Origin of the sequence: Sphingomonas citri (genome assembly GCF_019429485.1) — a bacterium.
Taxonomy (GTDB): Bacteria; Pseudomonadota; Alphaproteobacteria; order Sphingomonadales; family Sphingomonadaceae; genus Sphingomonas; species Sphingomonas citri.
Genome location: NZ_JAHXZN010000004.1, coordinates 107,559 through 126,652 on the forward strand (window position 1 = coordinate 107,559; position 19,094 = coordinate 126,652).

General features: G+C 69.9%; 16 protein-coding genes. 6 read left to right on the top strand and 10 right to left on the bottom strand.

Annotated elements, in window-relative coordinates; translation table 11 throughout:
* The first annotated feature begins 33 nt into the window (after nt 1-33).
* The 5 genes from KZ820_RS12850 (at nt 34) to KZ820_RS12870 (ending at nt 5,645) form a co-directional block, all read left to right on the top strand.
* Entirely contained in the window at nt 34-2,091 is a 2,058-nt protein-coding gene (locus KZ820_RS12850; protein WP_219749022.1) for a S9 family peptidase, read from the top strand.
* Between the two features lie 22 nt (nt 2,092-2,113).
* On the top strand, nt 2,114-2,677 hold the full coding sequence (locus KZ820_RS12855) for a DedA family protein (protein WP_219749023.1): 564 nt from the start codon (nt 2,114-2,116) through the stop codon (nt 2,675-2,677).
* Entirely contained in the window at nt 2,674-3,066 is a 393-nt protein-coding gene (locus KZ820_RS12860) for an acyl-CoA thioesterase (RefSeq protein ID WP_219749024.1), read from the top strand. The genes KZ820_RS12855 and KZ820_RS12860 overlap by 4 nt, the downstream gene beginning before the upstream one ends.
* Nucleotides 3,067-3,301: 235 nt before the next feature.
* Entirely contained in the window at nt 3,302-4,561 is a 1,260-nt protein-coding gene (locus KZ820_RS12865; protein ID WP_219749025.1) for a cyclic di-GMP phosphodiesterase, read from the top strand.
* A gap of 4 nt (nt 4,562-4,565) precedes the next feature.
* Nucleotides 4,566-5,645: a GGDEF domain-containing protein gene (locus tag KZ820_RS12870; RefSeq protein ID WP_219749026.1), complete on the top strand. Its 1,080-nt coding sequence runs from the start codon at nt 4,566-4,568 to the stop codon at nt 5,643-5,645.
* Nucleotides 5,646-5,920: 275 nt separating this feature from the next.
* Here the strand turns inward: KZ820_RS12870 and KZ820_RS12875 are convergent, their stop codons facing one another.
* Nucleotides 5,921-7,303 (bottom strand): methyl-accepting chemotaxis protein, encoded by a 1,383-nt coding sequence (locus KZ820_RS12875; protein WP_219749027.1) that lies wholly within the window; start codon nt 7,301-7,303, stop codon nt 5,921-5,923.
* Nucleotides 7,304-7,429: 126 nt separating this feature from the next.
* Between KZ820_RS12875 and KZ820_RS12880 the strand changes: the two genes are divergently transcribed.
* Entirely contained in the window at nt 7,430-7,837 is a 408-nt protein-coding gene (locus KZ820_RS12880; protein ID WP_219749028.1) for a cupin domain-containing protein, read from the top strand.
* Nucleotides 7,838-7,844: 7 nt separating this feature from the next.
* On the opposite strand, the gene KZ820_RS12885 is transcribed toward KZ820_RS12880, so the two are convergent.
* The 9 genes from KZ820_RS12885 to KZ820_RS12925 form a co-directional block, all read right to left on the bottom strand.
* Nucleotides 7,845-8,603: a metallophosphoesterase family protein gene (locus KZ820_RS12885; protein ID WP_219749029.1), complete on the bottom strand. Its 759-nt coding sequence runs from the start codon at nt 8,601-8,603 to the stop codon at nt 7,845-7,847.
* A gap of 16 nt (nt 8,604-8,619) precedes the next feature.
* The gene (locus KZ820_RS12890) at nt 8,620-10,008 is read right to left on the bottom strand and encodes a hypothetical protein (RefSeq protein WP_219749030.1); all 1,389 of its coding nucleotides are present in this window, start codon (nt 10,006-10,008) and stop codon (nt 8,620-8,622) included.
* A gap of 90 nt (nt 10,009-10,098) precedes the next feature.
* Nucleotides 10,099-11,412 (bottom strand): Gfo/Idh/MocA family protein, encoded by a 1,314-nt coding sequence (locus KZ820_RS12895; protein ID WP_219749031.1) that lies wholly within the window; start codon nt 11,410-11,412, stop codon nt 10,099-10,101.
* Nucleotides 11,409-12,242 (bottom strand): aldo/keto reductase, encoded by an 834-nt coding sequence (locus KZ820_RS12900; RefSeq protein WP_219749032.1) that lies wholly within the window; start codon nt 12,240-12,242, stop codon nt 11,409-11,411. The genes KZ820_RS12895 and KZ820_RS12900 overlap by 4 nt, the downstream gene beginning before the upstream one ends.
* A 178-nt stretch (nt 12,243-12,420) precedes the next feature.
* Complete coding sequence (locus KZ820_RS12905; RefSeq protein WP_219749033.1) at nt 12,421-13,317, bottom strand: glycosyltransferase family 2 protein; 897 nt, start codon at nt 13,315-13,317, stop codon at nt 12,421-12,423.
* Nucleotides 13,314-14,603 (bottom strand): hypothetical protein, encoded by a 1,290-nt coding sequence (locus tag KZ820_RS12910; protein ID WP_219749034.1) that lies wholly within the window; start codon nt 14,601-14,603, stop codon nt 13,314-13,316. Before KZ820_RS12910 ends, KZ820_RS12905 begins: the two co-directional genes overlap by 4 nt.
* Nucleotides 14,604-14,839: 236 nt before the next feature.
* Nucleotides 14,840-16,954: a GumC family protein gene (locus KZ820_RS12915; protein ID WP_219749035.1), complete on the bottom strand. Its 2,115-nt coding sequence runs from the start codon at nt 16,952-16,954 to the stop codon at nt 14,840-14,842.
* A gap of 44 nt (nt 16,955-16,998) precedes the next feature.
* Nucleotides 16,999-18,324 (bottom strand): outer membrane beta-barrel protein, encoded by a 1,326-nt coding sequence (locus tag KZ820_RS12920; RefSeq protein ID WP_219749036.1) that lies wholly within the window; start codon nt 18,322-18,324, stop codon nt 16,999-17,001.
* Nucleotides 18,324-18,878, bottom strand: a complete 555-nt coding sequence (locus KZ820_RS12925; protein WP_308462217.1) for a polysaccharide biosynthesis/export family protein — start codon at nt 18,876-18,878, stop codon at nt 18,324-18,326. The genes KZ820_RS12920 and KZ820_RS12925 overlap by 1 nt, the downstream gene beginning before the upstream one ends.
* Nucleotides 18,879-19,094 lie beyond the last annotated feature (216 nt).

Below are 19,094 nucleotides of genomic sequence, written 5' to 3' on the forward strand. Positions count from 1 at the left end.
CCGCTCTCCCACGCACACCCTAGGTAACGGGCGATGACGCTCACTCCCCCGGTCGCCGCGACGCGCGCGCATTCCTTCACGCGCCACGGCGTCACCGTCGAGGACCCGTACGCCTGGCTCAAGGATCCGAACTATCCGGAGGTCACCGACCCCGACGTGCTCGCCTATCTCGAGGCCGAGAACGCTTATTTCGAGGCGCAGATGGCGCCGCACCAGGCGCTGGTCGACCGGCTCTACGAGGAGATGAAGGCGCGCATCAAGGAGGACGAGTCGAGCGTCCCGCAGAAGGACGGCGATTACCTCTACTGGACCGCCTTCGAGACCGGCGGCCAGTATCGCTTATGGTGGCGCAAGCCCGTCGCCGGCGGCGCGGACGAACTGCTGCTCGACGAGCCCGCGCTGGCCGAGGGCAAGGAATATTTCCGCCTCGGCGCCTTCGCCATCTCGAACGACGCGACGAAGCTCGCCTACGCGATCGACGACAATGGATCTGAGCGGTTCACGATCCACGTCAAGGATCTGACCAGCGGCGCGCTGCTGCCCGACACGATCCCCGGCATGCTCTCCGACATCGTGTGGAGCGCCGACGACAGCGGCTTCCTCTACGGACTCGCCAACAAGGAGTGGCGCACCGACAACGCGCGCTTCCACCGGCTCGGCACCGACCCGAGCGAGGACGTCGAGCTCTACCACGAGGACGACGAGGGCTATCGCGTCGCGGTGGGTGAGACGAGCGATCGTCGCTGGATCGTGATCTCGACCGGCGACCATGTCACCAGCGAGGTGCGGCTGCTCCCCGCGGCCGATCCGTTCGCCGCACCGATCCTGGTCGCGCCGCGGCAGGAAGGACGCGAGTATGACGTCGACACGCACGGCGACACGCTCTTCATCCACACCAACGACACCGACCCGATGTGGCGCCTCGTCACCGCGCCGATCACCGCGCCGGGCGAGTGGACCGAGCGGATCGCGCCGAGCCCGCACTTCTACATGACCGGGGTCGATTGCTTCCGCGATTATCTCGTCGTCGAGGGGCGCGAGGACGGGCTCGACCAGATCGAGATCCATTCCTACGATCCCGCCGCCGCGCCGCGCCGCATCGCCTTCCCCGAGGCGAGCTACACCGCGGGGATCGGCGACAATCCCGAATATGACACGCAGGTGCTGCGGCTCGGCTACGAGTCGATGGTCACGCCGGGAACGGTCTACGACTATGACGTCGCGAGCGGCGCGCTCACCGTGCTCAAGGTGCAGGAGATCCCCTCGGGCTATGACGGCGCGCGCTACGCCACCGAGCGGCTCAAGATCACCGCGCGCGACGGCACCGAGGTGCCCGTCTCGATCGTCTATCCGCGCGACTTCCCGCGCGACGGCTCGCGTCCGCTGTTCCTCTACGCCTACGGCGCCTACGGCCACGCCATCCCGCCGGGCTTCTCGACCGGGCGGCTGTCGCTGCTCGACCGCGGTTTCGCTTATGCCATCGCGCATATCCGCGGCGGCGACGATCTCGGCCAGCAATGGTATCACGACGGCAAGCTCGAGAAGCGCGCCAACACCTTCACCGATTTCGTCGACGTCGCGCGCGGGCTGATCGCGGGCGGGTGGACCAGCGCGGGCCGGATCGCGGTGGCGGGGCGCTCGGCCGGCGGCGAGCTGATGGGCGCGGTGGTCAACTCCGACCCCGAATTGTGGGGCGCGGTGATCGCCGACGTGCCGTTCGTCGACGTGCTCAACACGATGCTCGACGAGACGCTGCCGCTCACCCCGGGCGAGTGGCCCGAGTGGGGCAATCCGATCGAGGACGCGGCCGCCTTCCACCTGATCCGCGGCTACAGCCCGTACGACAATGTCCATGCCCAGGCCTATCCGCCCTTGTTCATCTCGGGCGGGCTCAACGACCCGCGCGTGACCTATTGGGAGCCGGCCAAATGGGCCGCCAAGCTGCGCGCCACCAAGACTGACGACAACCTGCTGCTGCTCAAGACCAACATGGGCGCGGGCCACGGCGGCAAGTCGGGTCGGTTCGAGAGCCTGCGCGAGGCCGCCGAGGAACATGCCTTCGTGCTGTGGCAGCTGGGGGTCGAGTCATGAGGCGTGACCGGCATCTCGCCGCGTGACGATCGAGGCGATCGTCGAGCAATATGGGCTGGCGGCGGTGTTCGCCGGCGCCGCGCTGGAGGGCGAGGCCGCGGTGATCGCGGGCGGGCTGCTGGCGCATCAGGACATGTTCCCGCTCGCCGGCGCGATGGCGGCCGCGGCGGCGGGCTCGTTCACCGCCGACCAGGCCTATTTCTACGCCGGCCGGCGCTTCCGCGACCATCGCTGGGTCGCCGCCGCGCGCGAGCGCCCCGCTTTCGCCAAGGCGATGGCGGCGCTGGAGCGCCACCCGATCGGCTTCATCTTCGTCTTTCGCTTCCTCTACGGGCTGCGCACGATCAGCCCGATCGCGATCGGCACCGCCGGGATCCGCCCGCGGCTGTACGCCGCGGTCAACGCGGTGTCGGCGATCCTCTGGGCGATCACCTTCACCACGATCGGCTATGCCTTCGGCGACACGTTCGAGGCGGCGGTCGGGCGCCTGCGGCACGACTCGCGTCTGTGGTGGCTGGCGGGCAGCGTGGTCGCCGCGGGCTTCGCGTTCGCGCTGATCTACCGCATCAGGAGTCGCCGGACATGACGCCGTTCCGCCGTGAGGTCACCGCCCAGCCCGAGGACATCGACGAGCTCGGCCACGTCAACAATGCGGTGTGGGTGCGCTGGATCCAGGACCTGGCGGTGGCGCATTGGGCTGCGGTGGCGCCGCCGGACCAGCAGGCGGCGCACGTGTGGGTCGTGACCCGCCACGAGATCGACTATCGCGGCAACGTCGTCGCGGGCGAGACGGTGACGGGCGAGACCTGGGTGCCCGGCGCCCCGCGCGGGGCGCGCTTCGACCGCCACTTCCGCTTCCTCGGCAGCGACGGCCGCGTCCGCGTCGAGGGGGTGACGACCTGGGCGCTGCTCGACCGCGCGACCGGGCGGCTGCTCCGCATCCGGCCCGAGATCGCCGCGCCGTTCGTGGGCTGACGGCCAAATCCTCTCCCGCAAGGGGAGGTGGCAGGCCGCAGGCCTGACGGAGGGGTGTCGCGAGACGTAGTCGTCGCTGGTCTCATTACCCGCGACACCCCTCCGTCGCGCTGCGCGCGCCACCCCTTTTTGCAGGGGAGGATCTTCTCTTCCGCTAAACTCAAATTAACGCCGCAGCGTCATACCCCTGAACAACGGATTCGCCGGGAACAGGGGGGCTGGTCGGGCGGTGCTGGTGACGATCAAGACGAGCGCGGCGCGGCCCGGGATGTACGTCCACGCGGTCGAGGGCGGCTGGATGGCGAGTCCGTTCTGGCGCAAGCACCTCGTGCTCGCCAGCGCGCGTGACGTCGCCAAGCTGGTCGAGGCCGGCATCGGCGAGATCGTGATCGACACCGACAAAGGCGTCGGCCCGCTCGCGCCCGCGTCGGCGCCGCTCTCCGTCGCGGCAGCGGTCGAGACTGCCGCCCCAGCGGTGACGGTGACGTCGACCGCGCCGCCACCCCGCACGCGCCGCCGTGCCGCCAGCGAACTCGACCGCGCCCGCGCGGTGGTGGAGCAGTCGCGCGCGGCGATGCTGCGCATGTTCGCCGACGCGCGCATGGGTCACGCGATCGACCATCGCGCGCTCGCCCCCTTGGTCGACTCGATCACCGAGTCGGTCGCGCGTGACCAGCGCGCGCTGCTCACCGTCACGCGGCTGCGCAGCAAGGACGAATATACCTGGCTCCACTCGGTCGCGGTCGGCGCGCTGCTGATCGGCTTCGCGCGCCACCTCGGCCTGCCTGAGGAGGAGGCGAGCGACCTCGGACTCGCCGGGCTGCTCCACGACATCGGCAAGATGGCGGTGCCGAGCGCGGTATTGGAGAAGACCGGCAGCCTCGATCCCGCCGAGCTGGCGGTGGTGCGGCACCATCCCGAGAAGGGCCACGCGCTGCTGCTCGGCGGCGACGTGCCCGACGTGGTGCGCGACGTCTGCCTGCATCACCACGAGCGGGTCGACGGGCGCGGCTATCCCTTCGGCCTCATGGGCGAGCGGCTCAGCCTCGCGGCGCGGATGAGCGCGGTGTGCGACGTGTACGACGCGGTCACCTCGCAGCGCCCGTACAAGCGCCCCTGGGCGCCGGGCGATGCGCTGGCACGGATGCAGTCGTGGCACGGCCATTTCGACCCGGAGCTGCTCGCCGCGTTCATCGATCATATCGGCATCCACCCGCCGGGCGCGCTGGTGCGGCTGCGCTCGAACCGGCTCGCGTTGGTGCTGGGCACCGGAGTCGACGACCCGACCGCGCCGCCGGTGCGCGCCTTCTTCGACATCCCGACCCAGGCGCGGCTGCCGCTGACCGACGTCGCGACCGACGCGGCGGGCGACCCGATCCTGGGCAGCGAGCGCGGCGCCTATTGGTTCGGCATGTCGTGGGATCGGATGCGCACCGCGGTGCTCACCGCCAACAGCAACGACGCGTCGCCGTCCGCGCGCGCGGTCGGGGCCTGAGGCGATGGCCACCCGCCCCCATCCCACCCCGGCGCCCACGCCCGCACCGCTGCGCCGCATGCTCGACTGGCTCTCGCCCGCGCGCCGGGCGCAGCGCATCGACGAGCGGCTCGCCGCTCGGCGCCGGCTGTTCGACTCGATCGGCGAGCTGCTGTTCGCCAGCCGGCTCGCGCCCTCGCCGCGCAACTACGGGTTGGTTCATTCCTATCTGTCGGGCGAGGACGTCGCCACCAGCGTCGCGGTGGCCGAGGCGCTGCGCGCCACGGGAACGCTGAGCGAGGCCGCGGCGGCTCGGATCGCCGACGGGCAGGAGACGACCGAACTCGGCCCCGACACGCTCGCGCGGATCGCGGAGACGCTGGAGGCGCGCATCGGCGAGTGCCTCGGCGCCGCCGGCCAGTCGCGCCGCACCGCCGAGCAGTTCGGCAGCGCGATCGAGGGCGAGGCGGCGCGGCTGGCCGAGGATCCGGCGGCCACGATCGCGCGCATCGCCGCGCTGACCCGCGACGCCGTCACCGCGACGCGGCTGGCCGAGGCACAGCTCGAGCGCACGCGGCGCGAGGCCGACTCGCTGCGCCGCGACCTTCGCCAGGCGCGCCGAGCCGCCGAGCGCGACCATCTCACCGGCCTGCCCAACCGCCGCGCGCTGGAGGCGGCGCTGCGCGCGCTCGACGCCGGCGACACGCCGGCGACGGTGGCGCTGTGCGACATCGACGACTTCAAGCAGGTCAACGACCGCTTCGGCCATGCCGCGGGCGATCGCGTGCTGCGCTTCGTCGCCGGCTTCCTCGAACGCGAGCTGGGCGGTGACGTGCTGGTGGCGCGCCACGGCGGCGAGGAGTTCGCCTGCCTGTTCCGCCGCGCCGACGCGCGCGCCGCGATGGCGCGACTCGACGCCGCACGCGAGCGGCTGTCGGCGCGCTCGCTGGTCAACCAGGAGACCGGGCTGGCGTTCGACCGGGTCACCTTCTCGGCGGGCGTGGCGCCGCTGGGCGAGGACGGGGGCGCCGCCGCGCTGGCGGAGGCCGATCTCGCGCTGTACGCAGCGAAGCACGCGGGAAAGAACCGCGTTTGCGCAGGCTAGGCGGCGAGGTTCGATGGGCGAGCGGTTCTCGCTCGTTCACGAGCAGATCGTCGTGGAGTGCTCTCATGCCGGCCTTGCGCCGGGCGCGATGAGAGCGTCAGAACACGCTCTTCATCTTTCGTCATCCGGGGCGTGACCTGGGGTTCTTTGCCCCGCGCGCCGAGAGCGTTGTGGTCGCGGAGCCATGGATTCCGGCGCGAGGCCCCGCACGAGAGGACCAGTCGATGCCATCCCGATCTAGGATGCGCCGCCCCCCGCTTCCCTCGACTCTCCCGTCATCCCTGGTTCTCATACGCCAGCTGGAGCACGCCCCAGTGCGCGCCGTCGACGCTGATCGAGGCGATCACCTGCTTGAGCAGCACCACCCCGCCGCCGGCGAGCGGCCGGCGATAGGCCTTGAGGCAGAAAGGCTGGGTGATCTTCACCTGCACGGCGGTGTCGGGGAAATGAAAGAACACTCCCGCGCGCGAATATTCGCTGTTCCACTTGCGATCGCCGGGGCGCTGCGGCAGCGAGCGCTCGGGCATCGCCACCGCGCCGAAGCAATTGCGATCGGTGAAGCTCATCCCGAAGAAGCCCGGCAGCGCGCGCGCTGATTCCTGATGCGGCCGCGCCAACGCGGTGATCAGCGCCATCGCCGGATGCGTGAACAGCGCCGGGTCGGTATCGGCCACCGGTTCGTAGCGCTCGCTCAGGATCGCCTCGCGGCTGATCTCGCCCGTGCTGGCAGCGCGCGCGAGCCCCGCCGAGACCTGGCGCGCCGCTTCCAGCGCGAAGCGGATATAGGGTCGGTCGGGCATGTCGGCGTCGCTCTCGGCGAGCCGCTGGAGCAGGTCGTTGGTGTCGTCGCTCACGCTCGTCACCCGGTCGGAGAGGCGGTGCAGCCCCTGCGCATTGTCCGATGAGGTGCGCGCCAGCTCGCCGAGTCCTTCCTCGACCTCGCCGACCGCGTCGACCATCGAGCCGATCCGGTCGGCGACGCCCTCGCTCGAGCGGGTCAGCCCGTCCATCAGCCCGCGCAGCCGCGCCACCAGCGCCTCGATGTCGCGGGTGCCGCGATGCGCCGAGCGCGCGGTGGCGACGCCCGCGTCGACCTTTCCCAGCATCGCGTCGGCCTGGGTGGTCAGCGTGTCGATCGAGCCGGTGATCCGCGCCGTCGCCAGCGCGGTCTCGGAGGCGAGCTTCTTGACCTCGCCCGCCACCACCGCGAAGCCGCGCCCCGCCTCGCCCGCGCGTGCCGCCTCGATCGTGGCGTTGAGCGCGAGCAGGTTGGTCTGCTTGGCGATCGCGTCGATCGTCGCGGTGACGCGCGCGACCTCCTCGAGCGCGGCGGTGAAGCCGCCGATGCTCTCGTGGATGCGGCTGACCTGGGTGATCAGCTCGACCACGTCGCTGGTCGCCGCCTCGACCTGGACGTGCGAGTCGGCCAGGACAGAGTGCGCGCCCGCGGTATGCTCGCGCGCGCTGCGCGCCGCGGCGGCGACCTCGTCGACGTCGTCGGCCAGTCGGCCGGTCTGTCGTCCGATCTGCTCGATCGTGCTCGCCTGGGCGGTGACCCGGGTGGAGAGCTCCGCGATATCGGCCTGCAGGTCGAGCGTGCGCAGCCCCAGCTCGCCCGATCGACGGGCCGCCTCAGCAATCGTCTGATCCAGCGTCAACGCGATAGTCCTCCCACCCTCGTCGCTGGCTAACAGCTTGGAGTTAACGGGTTTCTACCAAAGTCCTCCGGTCGGCGCCGCAGCCGCGCTTGACCGGACCGCCCCCCTCCGCTGCACTGGCCGGCGATGACCCAAGATCTGATCCGCCAGCTCGACCTCCGACCCCATCCGGAAGGCGGCCATTATCGCGAGACGCTGCGACTGCCGCCCGGCCCCGACGGGCGTTCGCGCATTACCGCGATCCTGTTCCTGCTCGGCGAGGGGGAGCGGTCGCGCTGGCACCGCGTCGACGCCGCCGAACTGTGGCTGTGGCACGCCGGCGCGGCGCTCACGCTGACGATCGCGGACGAGCCGCCGCTGCGGCTCGGCGCCGACGTCGCCGCGGGCGAGCGGCCGCAGGCACTGGTGCCCGCCGGGGCGTGGCAGGCCGCGTCGGCGGCGCAGGGCTGGGCGCTGGTGAGCTGCGTGGTCGCGCCCGGCTTCGACTTCGCGGGCTTCGAGCTCGCCCCGCCGGACTGGCAGCCGCGCGGCTGAGCTGCGGTCAGCCGGCCAGACGAACCGGGATCCGACGCGGCGCGCGACCGTGGGTCTCGATCAGCGACACGTCCGCGCCGTCGAACGCCGCCGCGGTGAGCCGACCGCTCAGATAGCTGCCGCTGTCCAGACACAACCGACCTGGGCCGGCGTACGCCTCTTCCTTGGGCGTGTGGCCGTGCACCACCAGCCATGGATCGTCGCGCTCGGCCTGGAGAAACTCGCTGCGGATCCACAGCAGGTCGCGCTTGTCCTGCTGCTCCAGCGCTACCCCCGGGCGGATGCCGGCGTGGACGAACAATAGCCGGCCCCGCACCACCGAGAGCTCGCATCGCTCGAGAAAGGCGCGGTGCGATGGTGGTACCGCGGCGCGAAAGGCGTCACGCCGCGCTGCCCAGGCCGTGCGCGATTCCTCCTTGGGCGGTTCGACGCCATAGGAGCGAAGCGTGGTATCGCCGCCGTGCTTGGCCCAGCCCAGCCCGCTGATCCGTCCGTCGAGGTAGTCGAGCATCGCGTCCTCGTGGTTGCCCAGTAGGAAGCGGCTCTCGAACGCCGGGTCGTCGGCGAAGGCGATGAGTTGGTCGATCACCTCGCGCGAGCGCGGACCGCGGTCGATGTAGTCGCCGAGGAAGACGATCAACGTGCGTCCCGTCGGTGCACGCGCGACACGATCGGCGCGGACCTGATCGAGCAGGCGCGCGAGCAGATCGGCGCGGCCATGGATGTCACCCACGGCATAGGTCAAGCGATCGGTAAGCGGCGGCATTGGTCCTCCTGGTCGGTTAGGCCGCCGCGGGAACCGCCGCCGCTGTCGCGCCGCTGCGCGGACGCCGCGTCTTGGGCGCGTCGCGCAGGATGAACATCGATGACAGCATCACCAGCGCGATCGGATTGAGCGGGGTCAACAGCGTGCCCTCGAACGAGTACCACAGGATCAGGATGATGGCGAACTGCCGGCTGGGTGTCCGATCGAACATGGAGAAAAGGAGAAAGACGTAGAGCAGCAGCCCTTGGATCAGGCCATATTCCACCACGGCCTTGACGATCGGCCACCAGAAGGTATTCCCGCCGCGCTCGATCTGCCCGGGACCCACGCCGGAATACACCGCGGAGGGATCGAGCAGCGCACGTCGCACGCGATCCAGCGGTTCGATGAAGCGCGAACTGCCGCTACTGCCCTGCTTGTCGAACTCGCCCATGCGGTTCGCCACCATGTCGAACCACTGCAGTTGCAGCGCCACGAACAGCGCGATGAAGGCAGTCGCCAGCACGGTGACGAAGGTGCGGATGTTCATGCGCGTGAACACGATCGGCAGCGCCACCAGCAGAAGCGCCAGCCCGGTGCCGGCGAAGGTCGCGAACAGGGTCGCGCCGAAGAAAACGACGCGCAACATTCGATGAAGGAAGAGCAGCTCGATAATCAGCGCAAGTGAGATGAACTGCGAGATGAATGACACCTCGAGAAAGGTAATTCCCGAGGGTTTCATGTACTTCATGCCGAACTGCAGCGGCTGGATATAGAGAAACTCAGGAACCAGATAGGCGCTGGGCACCAGCTTGTCGAGGTTGGGCCAATATTGCCAGCCAATGCTAAACTGGATTGCGTGCTGTATCCACACGATCACCGCGAACACCAGCATGAGGTTGCTGAATAGCGTGAGGCACTTTTTATGAGTTTCCGGTGTCGTGTCGAACGCGACCAAAAAAGGCAGGTAGAGTAGAAAGTACAGTCCGATGCTGCTGAGCGAGAATGCTGAGGTGAACAGCACGGTGCTGAGCGCAGAGGTGATCACCACCGCGAGATACAGCATCGTGCGCTCCGGCCGGAACACCGGACGGGCGAACAGCACCCCGACCGTCAGCGCGATCAGAGCGATAGGAAAGATCACCGGGATGATCGCGCCGGACGGACCGATGCCGATCTTCTGCAGCACGGTGATGCCGATCAGCATCGCGGTGAAGACGCCGACGATCACTTTCTGCTGAACGGCATCCTGCTCGCGCGTTTCCGGCTCTGTCGGAGCGCTGCTGACCGGCGCGCCACCGCCCCCGGCGCCGCTGCGCCGCACGCGCCGCCGTACCGGCGCGTCGCCGCCCTTGATCGGCATGCCGAACTGATCGAGCGCCGGAGGCGCGCGGCGGCCGTCGTCGGATCCCTCACTCACCGCCACCACTCTCCCTCACCGGCTAAGTTCATCGATACACGGAAGCCTTGAACCGTGTCCATCGGCGCCCTGCGGCGCCGACTGTCCCGTCACGGCTCAGCGGCGGTGCATCCGCTCGACCGCGCTCGCCGCGGTGCGCTCGGCGAGCCGCGCGCGATAGCCGGCGCGATAGTCGGGCGCTGCGGCGAGGTCGGCGGGCAGGGTCAGCGGCGCGAAGCTGGTGCTCGGCGCCACCGTCGTGCCGCGCGCACCCGCGTCCTGCACCAACATCGTCAGCTCGTTGAGGTGCATCAGGAAGTCCGGCCCCATCAGCTGCGGCCGGCCCTCCGCCAGCGCCTTGCCCATCTCGGCGATACCGAGGATCTTGTCCTGCGCGTACACCTCGCGGCGCCGCAGCCAGCTGACCAGCCGGTGCTTGGGCGAGCGGCCGACACCGCGCTCGGCCTCGACCGCGTGCGACTTCCAGCGCCGCACCAGCGCCAGGCGACGACCCTTGATGCCGAAGCGGCGACCGATCGCTGGCTGGCTGCGCGCGCTATACGCCTTGCGTGCGCTGAGGCTGACGCGCGAGAAGCGCTCGAGGAAGACCGGCGACTGGTCGTGGAAGACGTTGTCGACGCTGATCTCACCCGCCTCGCCGATGACTCGCATCTGATGGTCGCGCGGCGCCACCCAGCTGCACGTCACGCGCGCGGCGACGCCGTTGTCGAAGCTGAGGCACGCCACCGACAGGTCGGGCGTGGTGGCCGGGTGGAGCGGCTCGGGCGTGTTCTTGTCGGGAACGAGGCAGGTCGAGAAAGCGGTCACCGCGCGCACCGGGCCGAACAGCGCGCACAGCCAGGCGAGGTGATAGCCGATATGCTCGACGGTGCAGCCCTCCTGCAGCTCCTCGGCATAGGGGAAGGGCGCGCCGGTCGGGCTCGTCACCGTGTCGAGCCGCATCAGGTGTGCGGGATTGTCGTCGAGCTCGGCATAGACCAGCACGGGGCGGCCGATCGCGCCGTCGGCGATCGCCTTCCACAAGGTCATCACCGCGTCCGAGTAGAGGTTGCACGGCGCCGCGGCGAGCACACGGCCCTCGGCCTCGGCCAGCTCGAACAGGGCGCGGGTGCGCGCCGGCTCGGTGGTGATCGGCTTCTCGGTATAGACGTGCTTGCCCGCCTCGAGCGCGCGGCGGGTCACCTCCTCGTGCGAGGCGATGCTGGTGAGATTGATCACGACCTCCACCCGCGGGTCGGCCAGCAGCGCGTCGAACGAGGGGTAGAGCGGGAAGCCGTAGTGATCGTGCACCACCTGCGCGCGCGCGGCGTCGCGGTCGTAGACGCCGCAGATCTCGATCTCGGGATAGGCCCAGCGCGTGCGCATGTAGATGTCGAACACATAGCCGCAGCCGACGAACGCGATCTTCATGCTCTGTCCCCCTGAGAATGGTCGCCGATCGACGCGGCGAGCGCGCGGACGCGCTCGGGCTGGCGCGAGCCGATCAGCGTGGTGGTGACCAGCGGCGAGGCGTGCGCGCGCCGCACCGCCGCCGCGGCGTCGACGCCGGGCTGGAAGCGCAGCACCTCGCGCGCGATCACCGGGATGCCGCGCGCGCGGATCGCCGCACCGCGCGCGTCCTCGGCGATCGCCGCGATGACGTCCCACGGCAGTTCGAGCACCTCGGTCACCTCGCTCGCCAGCGCGGCGTCGAGCCCGGCGAGGTCGTCGCAGGCGATGCCGACCAGCCGCGCGCGCCCCGATCTCTTGGCCTCGGCGAGCGCACCCACCGCCTCGCCGCGCGCGATCGTCGCGGCGTCGGGGCTGTGGAGCAGGAAAGCATCGACGTGATCGCTGCGCAGCCGGCGCAGCGAGCCGTCGAGCTCGCGCAGCAGCCCGGCCTGGCTCCAGTCGGTGCGCATCGCGCCGGCGCGCTGCGCGGTCACCGCCGCGCCCATCTGGCGCCGCGCCAGCACCGCGCGCAGCAGCGGCTTGAGCGGGCGCATCAGCCGCATCTTGGCGGAGAAGGCGTTGCCCGCCTTGGTGACGACCTGGGCGCGGTGGCGCTGGCCGCGCAGCGCGCGCCCGATCGCGCGCTCGCTGTCGCCCTGGCCGTAGATGTTGGCGGTGTCGAGCAAGCTCACGCCGAGATCGAGCGCGAGCTGGATCAGCGCGACGCTGTCGCCGAGCGTGCTGGGATTGTTGAACGACCCCATCTTGGCGCAGCCGAGGCCGAGCGGCGGGAACGCGGGCGCGGTCATCGGCGGGTCTCCAGGTGGGTAACACACGATCCTCCCCCGGAGGGGGAGGGGGACCAGCCGCAGGCTGGTGGAGGGGTATCGCGGGAGGCGATGGCGTGCGCGCTCGCCGGCCGGGTCACCGCTCCATCAGCGCTCCGCGCTGCCACCTCCCCTTGCAGGGGAGAATGAGTAGCGCGCCTCACCGCCACAGATGCCCCCCGCAGTCGCGGATATAGCGTCGCGCCGCCTTGCCGATCGGCGCGCGCGCGGGGCGGTCGCGGCGGCGCAGCCACGTCACGAACTGGCGCATCGCGCGCACCACGTCCATCTCGCCGCGCGCGAAGGCATAGGCGTAGGGCGGGAAGGCGATCAGGTTCACCCACACGTACGGCGAGGGCATGCGCAGGTAGCTGATGATGAACTTGTTGGTCAGCCGATCCGACTGCACCAGCCGCTTGGGCTTGCGCCCGGCGGGATGCTCCAGCTCCTCGCACACGATGTCGGGCTGGTAGCGGATCGTCCAGCCGCGATCGATGATGCGGTAGGAGAGCTCGATCTCCTCCAGCCCGTAGAAGAAATCGGGCAGGAAGCCGCCGGTCTCCGCGATCGTCGCGGCGCGGAACGCCACGCAGCCGCCGACGAAGCGGAAGGTGTCGAACGGCTGGGTCAGGTCGATCGACTTGTCGGTGTGCGGGATCAGGTCGGGGCGGGGGCGGGTCTCGCCGCGGACGTGCTTGCGGATCGTCACCGCGCCGAGCCGCGGCGTCGCGTCGAACAAGGCGCCGAACCGATCGAGGAAGTCGGGCGTCTCGACGAACACGTCGTCGTCGAGCAGCACCACCACCTCGCCGCGCGCCCGCTCGAACGCGAGGTTGCGCGCGACCACGCCCTTGTTGACGCCGTCCCACAGGTGGACCGCGTGCGCGAACGGGGCGAGCTGCGCGGTGCGGTCGATCCGCTCGACGTTGTTGTCGATCACGATCAGCTCGTAATCGGCGCGCCCGGCGAGATGCCGGGCGAGCCGCTCGATCACCTCGGCGAGGATCGGCTCGCGCGCGTAGGTGAGGATCGCGATCGAGTAGCGGATGTCGGTCATGCGGTGGTCTCTCGCGCGTGGCGCGCCTCGGCGGCGCGCAGCAGCAGCAGGTTGATCGCCTGGGTCACGGCGAAGGCGATCGCCATGCCGGCGACGCCGTGGCGCCCGCCGAACCACACGCCCAGGATGGTCAGCGCCGCGGTGACGCAGCGGATCGCCAGCATCGTCCGGCCGGCGCGACGCACGATCAGCAGCGTCTCGGACGGCAGGTTGAGCCCGAACAGGAAGAAGCCGAGCGCGAGCAGCCGCACGTTGGCGGCCGAGCCGTCATATTGCCCGTGGAACACCAGAGCGACGAGCCGCGCGGCGAACACCGCGACCAGCGCCAGATACAGGCCGGTCGCGACCGCGATGGTGAGCCGCGAGCGCCGCACCACGCGCGCCAGTCCGGGCAGTCCCTCGGCGGCGAAGGCGCGCGCCGCGCGCGGCTTGTCGATCGAATCGATCGCCGAGACGATGCTCATCGCCGGGTTGGTCAGCGTCCGCGCCGCGGTGAACAAGGCAGCGGCGACGGGGCCGACCAGCACACCGATCACCACCACGATCGAGGCGGTGCTGTAGACCGAATAGGGTAGGTTGGTCGCGGCGAGCCAGCTCGACTCGGCGCGGTGGCGGCGCACCAAGGCGCGCACCCCGGCACGGTCGGCGCGCGCGGGCGCGAGCCCCGGCAGCGCCAGCGCGAGCGCGGCGAGGCTGGCGAGCACCCAGGCGAGGGCGCCGCCGGGCGCGCCCAGGCCGAGCCGGCCCGCCAGCAGCGCGGCGAGCGCGAGCACGAGGAAATAGGCGGTCGCGCACAGCGCCACCATGTCGGCGCGGTCGATCTTGTAGAGCCAGCGCCGCGCGAACTCCCACGCCAGCATCGCGGGCGAGATCAACGCGGTGAGCAGCAGCGGCTCGACCGCCCAGCCGCACTCGGGCCAGCGCCGCGCCGCCAGCGCGACCGCGCCGCCGACCAGCGCGGTCGCCGCCGAGAGCGCCAGCGCGAGCACGAGCGCGATCCACCACCAGTCGCTGTTCTCGGCGTGCGCGGCGAGCGGGTCGTGGTCGGCGCGATGGTCGGTGGTGAAGGGCAACACCGCGGCCGAGCGGTGGAAACCGGCGATGACGTAGTGAAGCCCGATCATCATGCCGACCGCGCCGAACTCGCTCACCGCCAGCGCGCGGCCGAGCAGGGCGAAGGCGATGATGTTGCCGAGCCCCGACGTGCCCTGGTCGACCAGCGCGTACAGCCGCGGCGCCGCGGCGGCCCCGACGCGCCGCTCGAGCGGCGCGGCCAGCGTGCGCATCGCGCGTTCGAGGCGTTGCGCCGGGATGGTCGGTCCTCCTCGTCGGGGCGGTGGTGATGGGGAAGGGGGGGGGGAGGATGCTCGCGCGCGCGGCACGCATCCTTCGTCATCCTGAGCTCGTCTCAGGGTCCACCGTTCCGCACACTCAGAGGCCGCGGTGCCTGCGGCACGGTGGATCCCGAAACGAGTTCGGGATGACGGCTGACGGCGCCGGCTCACGCCGACGCGGCCCGCCGTCAGTTGCTGACGTAATATTCCTTCATGTCCGTGTAGTAGTAAGACGCGTCGCCGTAGCCCGACTGCGCCTGGGTCTTCAGGTTGACCATCGTCATCGCCACACCCGCGACCGAGCCGCCGACCGTCTCGATCTGGTGGAGCGCGGCGCGAACCGCCTTCACCGGCGTACGGCGCCAGTGCGTCAGCAGCGCGAGCGAGTCGAGCTGCGGGATCATCGTGCGCGTGTCCACCACCGCGAGCACGGGCGCGGTGTCGATCAGGATCACCTCGAACTCGCGCCGCAGCGTCGCGATCATGTCCTTGAACGCCTCGGTCTCGAAGATGCGCTGGCTCTTCTCGGCGCCCGGCGTGATCGGCAGGATCACCGCGCCGGTCTGGTCGGTGATCATCACGTCGCGCAGCGTCGCCTCGCCGTTGAGCGCGTTGGTCCAGCCGATCGCGGCGTCGGGGCACATCGCCTGGGTCACCGAGCGGCGCCGCAGGTCGGCGTCGATGATCGCCACCTTGGTCGAGGCCATCGCCAGCACGCGCGCCATCGAAGTGGTGGTGGTCGTCTTGCCCTCGCGCGGCAGCGCGGAGGTGACGCCGATCACGCGCCCGCCCTCGGTCGGCGCCTCGCGCGCGTCGAAGATCAGCGTCGTCGCCAGGCTGCGGAACGCCTCGGCGTAGGACGACATCGGGTGCAGGATCACCGCCTCGGCCGGGTCCTTGGTGCGCGGCTTGTCGATCGCCGACGTCAGCGTCGGAATCGAGTTGAGGAAGTCGACGCCGAGCAGGCGCTGGATGTCGTCGATCGTGTTGATCGTCTGCGACCAGCGCTCGCGCAGATAGGCCAGCGCCAGCGCCAGCGCGGTGCCGAGCGCGAAGCCGACGAGCAGGTTGATCAGCAAGCGCGGCGACGAGGGCTTGAGCGGCGGCACCGCCTCGACGACGATCTGCGCGTCCGGCTGGACGATCGCGAGGTTGGTGGTCTGCTGACCCACGGTGGCGAGGAGGTTGGAGTAGAGCTGGCGCGCGGCATCCGCCTGGCGCTGCAGCTCGGCCAATTCGACGCCGGCGCGGACGTTCGACGCGAGCCGGCCCTGGGTCTGCGCGAGGCTGGACTCGATCGAGGCCGCGCGCGCGCGCGCTGCATCGGACTCGGCGCGGACACTGCGCGACACGCTCGACATCTCACGCTCGACCGACTTGTCGAGCTCGGCGACGCGCTGACGGGCGTCGATCACCTGCGGGTTGCGATCGCCGTAGCGCGCGCTCAACCCGGCCAGGTCGCGCGCCGCCTCGGCGCGCTGCTGGCGCAGGCTCGACAGCGCGCTGGTATCCACACCGCCCGAGATCACGGTGCTGCCGCTGGCCTGGCCGCGGACCGCGGCCTGAGCCGCCTCGCCGCGCGCACCGGCGAGCGAGTTGTTCATGTCGGTAAGCGCGTCGCCCTGCCCGCTCGACGTCGGGTCGACGACGATGTTGTTGCGCAGGCGATAGGCCGCGACCGCGGCGTCGGCCTGGCGCGCTCGCTGGCCGAGCAGCTCGAGCTGCTTGTTGAGGTCGGTCTTGCCGCCGTCCTCGGTGCCCGCTTTCTGCTGCGCCTGCACCGCGAGATAGGCGCGCGAGAAAGCGTTCGCGATGCGCGCCGCGTCGAGCGGGTTCGCATCGGTGTAGCTGACGGTGAACAACGGAGTCTGACCCACGCGCGCGGCGGCGACGTTGGCGAGCAGCGCCGAGGCGAGCGCGTCAATCGACTGGCCGCTCGGGTCCATCGACTTGGCGACCTCGCGGAGGCGCGCGTTGTTGAGCACCGCCTTGTCGCGCAGCACCTGCTTGGCTACCGGCAGCGAGCTGACGATCTGGAGCTGTGCGCTGATCGCCGCATCACGCTCCTGGTCGGTCAGTGAGCGCTGCGCCTGAGCACCAGCATCGCGCGCCAGCGTCGCGGCCGGCGCATATTGCAGCTGCGTCGTGGCAGTGTACTTGGGCGACATCAGCTTGGTGCCGACATAGGCCAAGACCAGCATGGCGGCCACGATCGCGACGCTGAGCGGCAGATGCCGCTTCAAGCGCGAGAACAGCCCGGCGAGATCCTGCGGTCCAGGGTCTCGGATTGTCTCCTGATTCATAAACTACCTGCGCTGGCTGGGATCGATGATGGCATCGCCCTGGGTCAAATTCTGAATTTCAAGCTGGTGAGCGCGCGGAATTCGTTGATCCCCGGTCCGCGCTGCGCTCCCGAGCTCTGACGCGAGCTGTAATTGGCATCGAGGCTCAACACCCAACGGCGATTGAGCGTATAATCGAAGCCGCCGACCGCGATGACGCCGGTGTCCTTGCGGTCGATATTCTTGAAGTTGCCGGTGAAATAATCCAGCCCGACATAGGGGACGAGATTGCGAAGCAGCTCGTGATTGACCCGCACGCCCGTCCGGCTCGCGATATAGCCCGGCGATCCGCGGATCGCGGCTTCCTCTGGCTGACGTGAGGCGACGGCCGAGATGGTCGTGAGCGGCGAGAGGTAATAATCGGCGCGCAGATCGATAGCGATGCCGCCGATCGGCACGAACACCGGACTGGCGTAGGTACGACGAAAATAGCCGACGCCACCGGCGACGCGCAACAGCTCGCTGACGTCCGCGATCGCACCCGCACCACCGCGCCACTCGCTGCTGGTGCGATCGTCGAGCGGGTTCGTAGTGACGTAATCGGTGCGCCGGTAGGTGCCCTGCGCGAAGATCGAATTGTCCGGACTAAGCTGGTACTCGGCGCGCACGGTGCCGCGGTAGACGTCGCGGTCGCGGAACGAGAGGTCGAGCCGCGTTCCCGTGGTACTTACCGTGTCATTGTAACGGAAGCTGTTGAAGTCACCGCTGAAAGTCCAGCGAAGACGATTGGTGACGACCGCCGCGCGTAGCATGCCACGCGCCTGATCGACCGCGACGGAGCCCGCCCCGTTGACCGGGAAGTTCGCTTCCTGCTGGCTCTCATAAGTGCGACGATACGAGGCAGCGCCGCTGACCTGGCTGTCGCCGTAGACGTCGAGCCGCCCGCTCAACTCGGCGAGGAAACCGTCCTCGTCGCGCGGCGAGGTCCAGCGGTAGCGCACGCCCGTGTAGTTCACCACGCCGCGCAACTCATGCCGGCCCCAGTCGCTGCGGAGCGTCAACTGCGGCGTCACCACCGCAAACGTGTCCGAGCGCGGGTTCGCCGACGCGCCGACCACGTTGGTGGTGAGCCCGATGCCCGCGCTCACGTCGGGGTAGAGTCGGAAGCTGCCGAGCGGCAGGCCGACCGGCGCGAGCTCGGGCTTCTGACGCTCGAGCACACCCTGGTTGCGCCCGGTCTGCGTCGTCAGCGGGATCTCGGAGTCGAGCAGCTGGCCGAACACCTGCGCGTCGGCAGCACCCGGCCAAGCCGCACCCGCCGCGAGCAGCGCGCTGACCAGCGGTGCGTTCGCCGCCGCGGATCGACGCGCGCGCGAGAGAGCGCCGCGCATCAGAAGTAGCGCTCGCCGACTCTGATCGTGTCACCCGGCTGGATCAGCAGGTCGTTGGTCACTTTGACGCGATATTCCTGCGGATCGCCCTCACGCTTGACGAACACCTCGCCCTTCTTGGCGCGATAGGTGAAGCCGCCGGCGCGCGCGACCGCGGACAGGACGGTCATGCCTTGCGCATATTCATACTGGCCCGGCGTGTTGACCTCGCCCAGGATATAGAACGGGCGATAATTGACGATCGTCACCGCCACGCTCGGATTCTGCACGAAGCCGTCGGCCAGCCGCGCGCGGATGTCCTCGGAGACCTGGTTGACCGAGCGGCCCTTCGCCATCACGCGGCCGATCAGCGGCAGCGTCACGCTGCCATCGGGCCCGACCAGCTGCTCGCCGGTGAGCTCCTGCTCACCGTAGACCGCGATCTGCACCTTGTCGCCCGGCCCGAGCAGATAGGCGGGCACACTCGTCGCCGCTGTGGGCGCGGGCGCGTTCTGCGCCCCCGCTATGCCCGCGTTGGCAAGCAGGATCAGACCCCAACAGGCTGTGATACGCACCGACACTGCTCCCCGGTTAACGGCGTGGATACCTACCAGTGATGATCGCGCGCCGTCAACATGGTGCGGCGCAGCATGATGTCCTGTTCTGATATGGTAAGTACTGGTTTTTCCGTTGCATCGGGTGTCGTCTCGCCACACTCTAAGCGCTCAGGGGCCAGTGTACGCGGGCGTTAGTCGGGGCGACTTCCAATAGATACGTCAATCGTTCTCGCG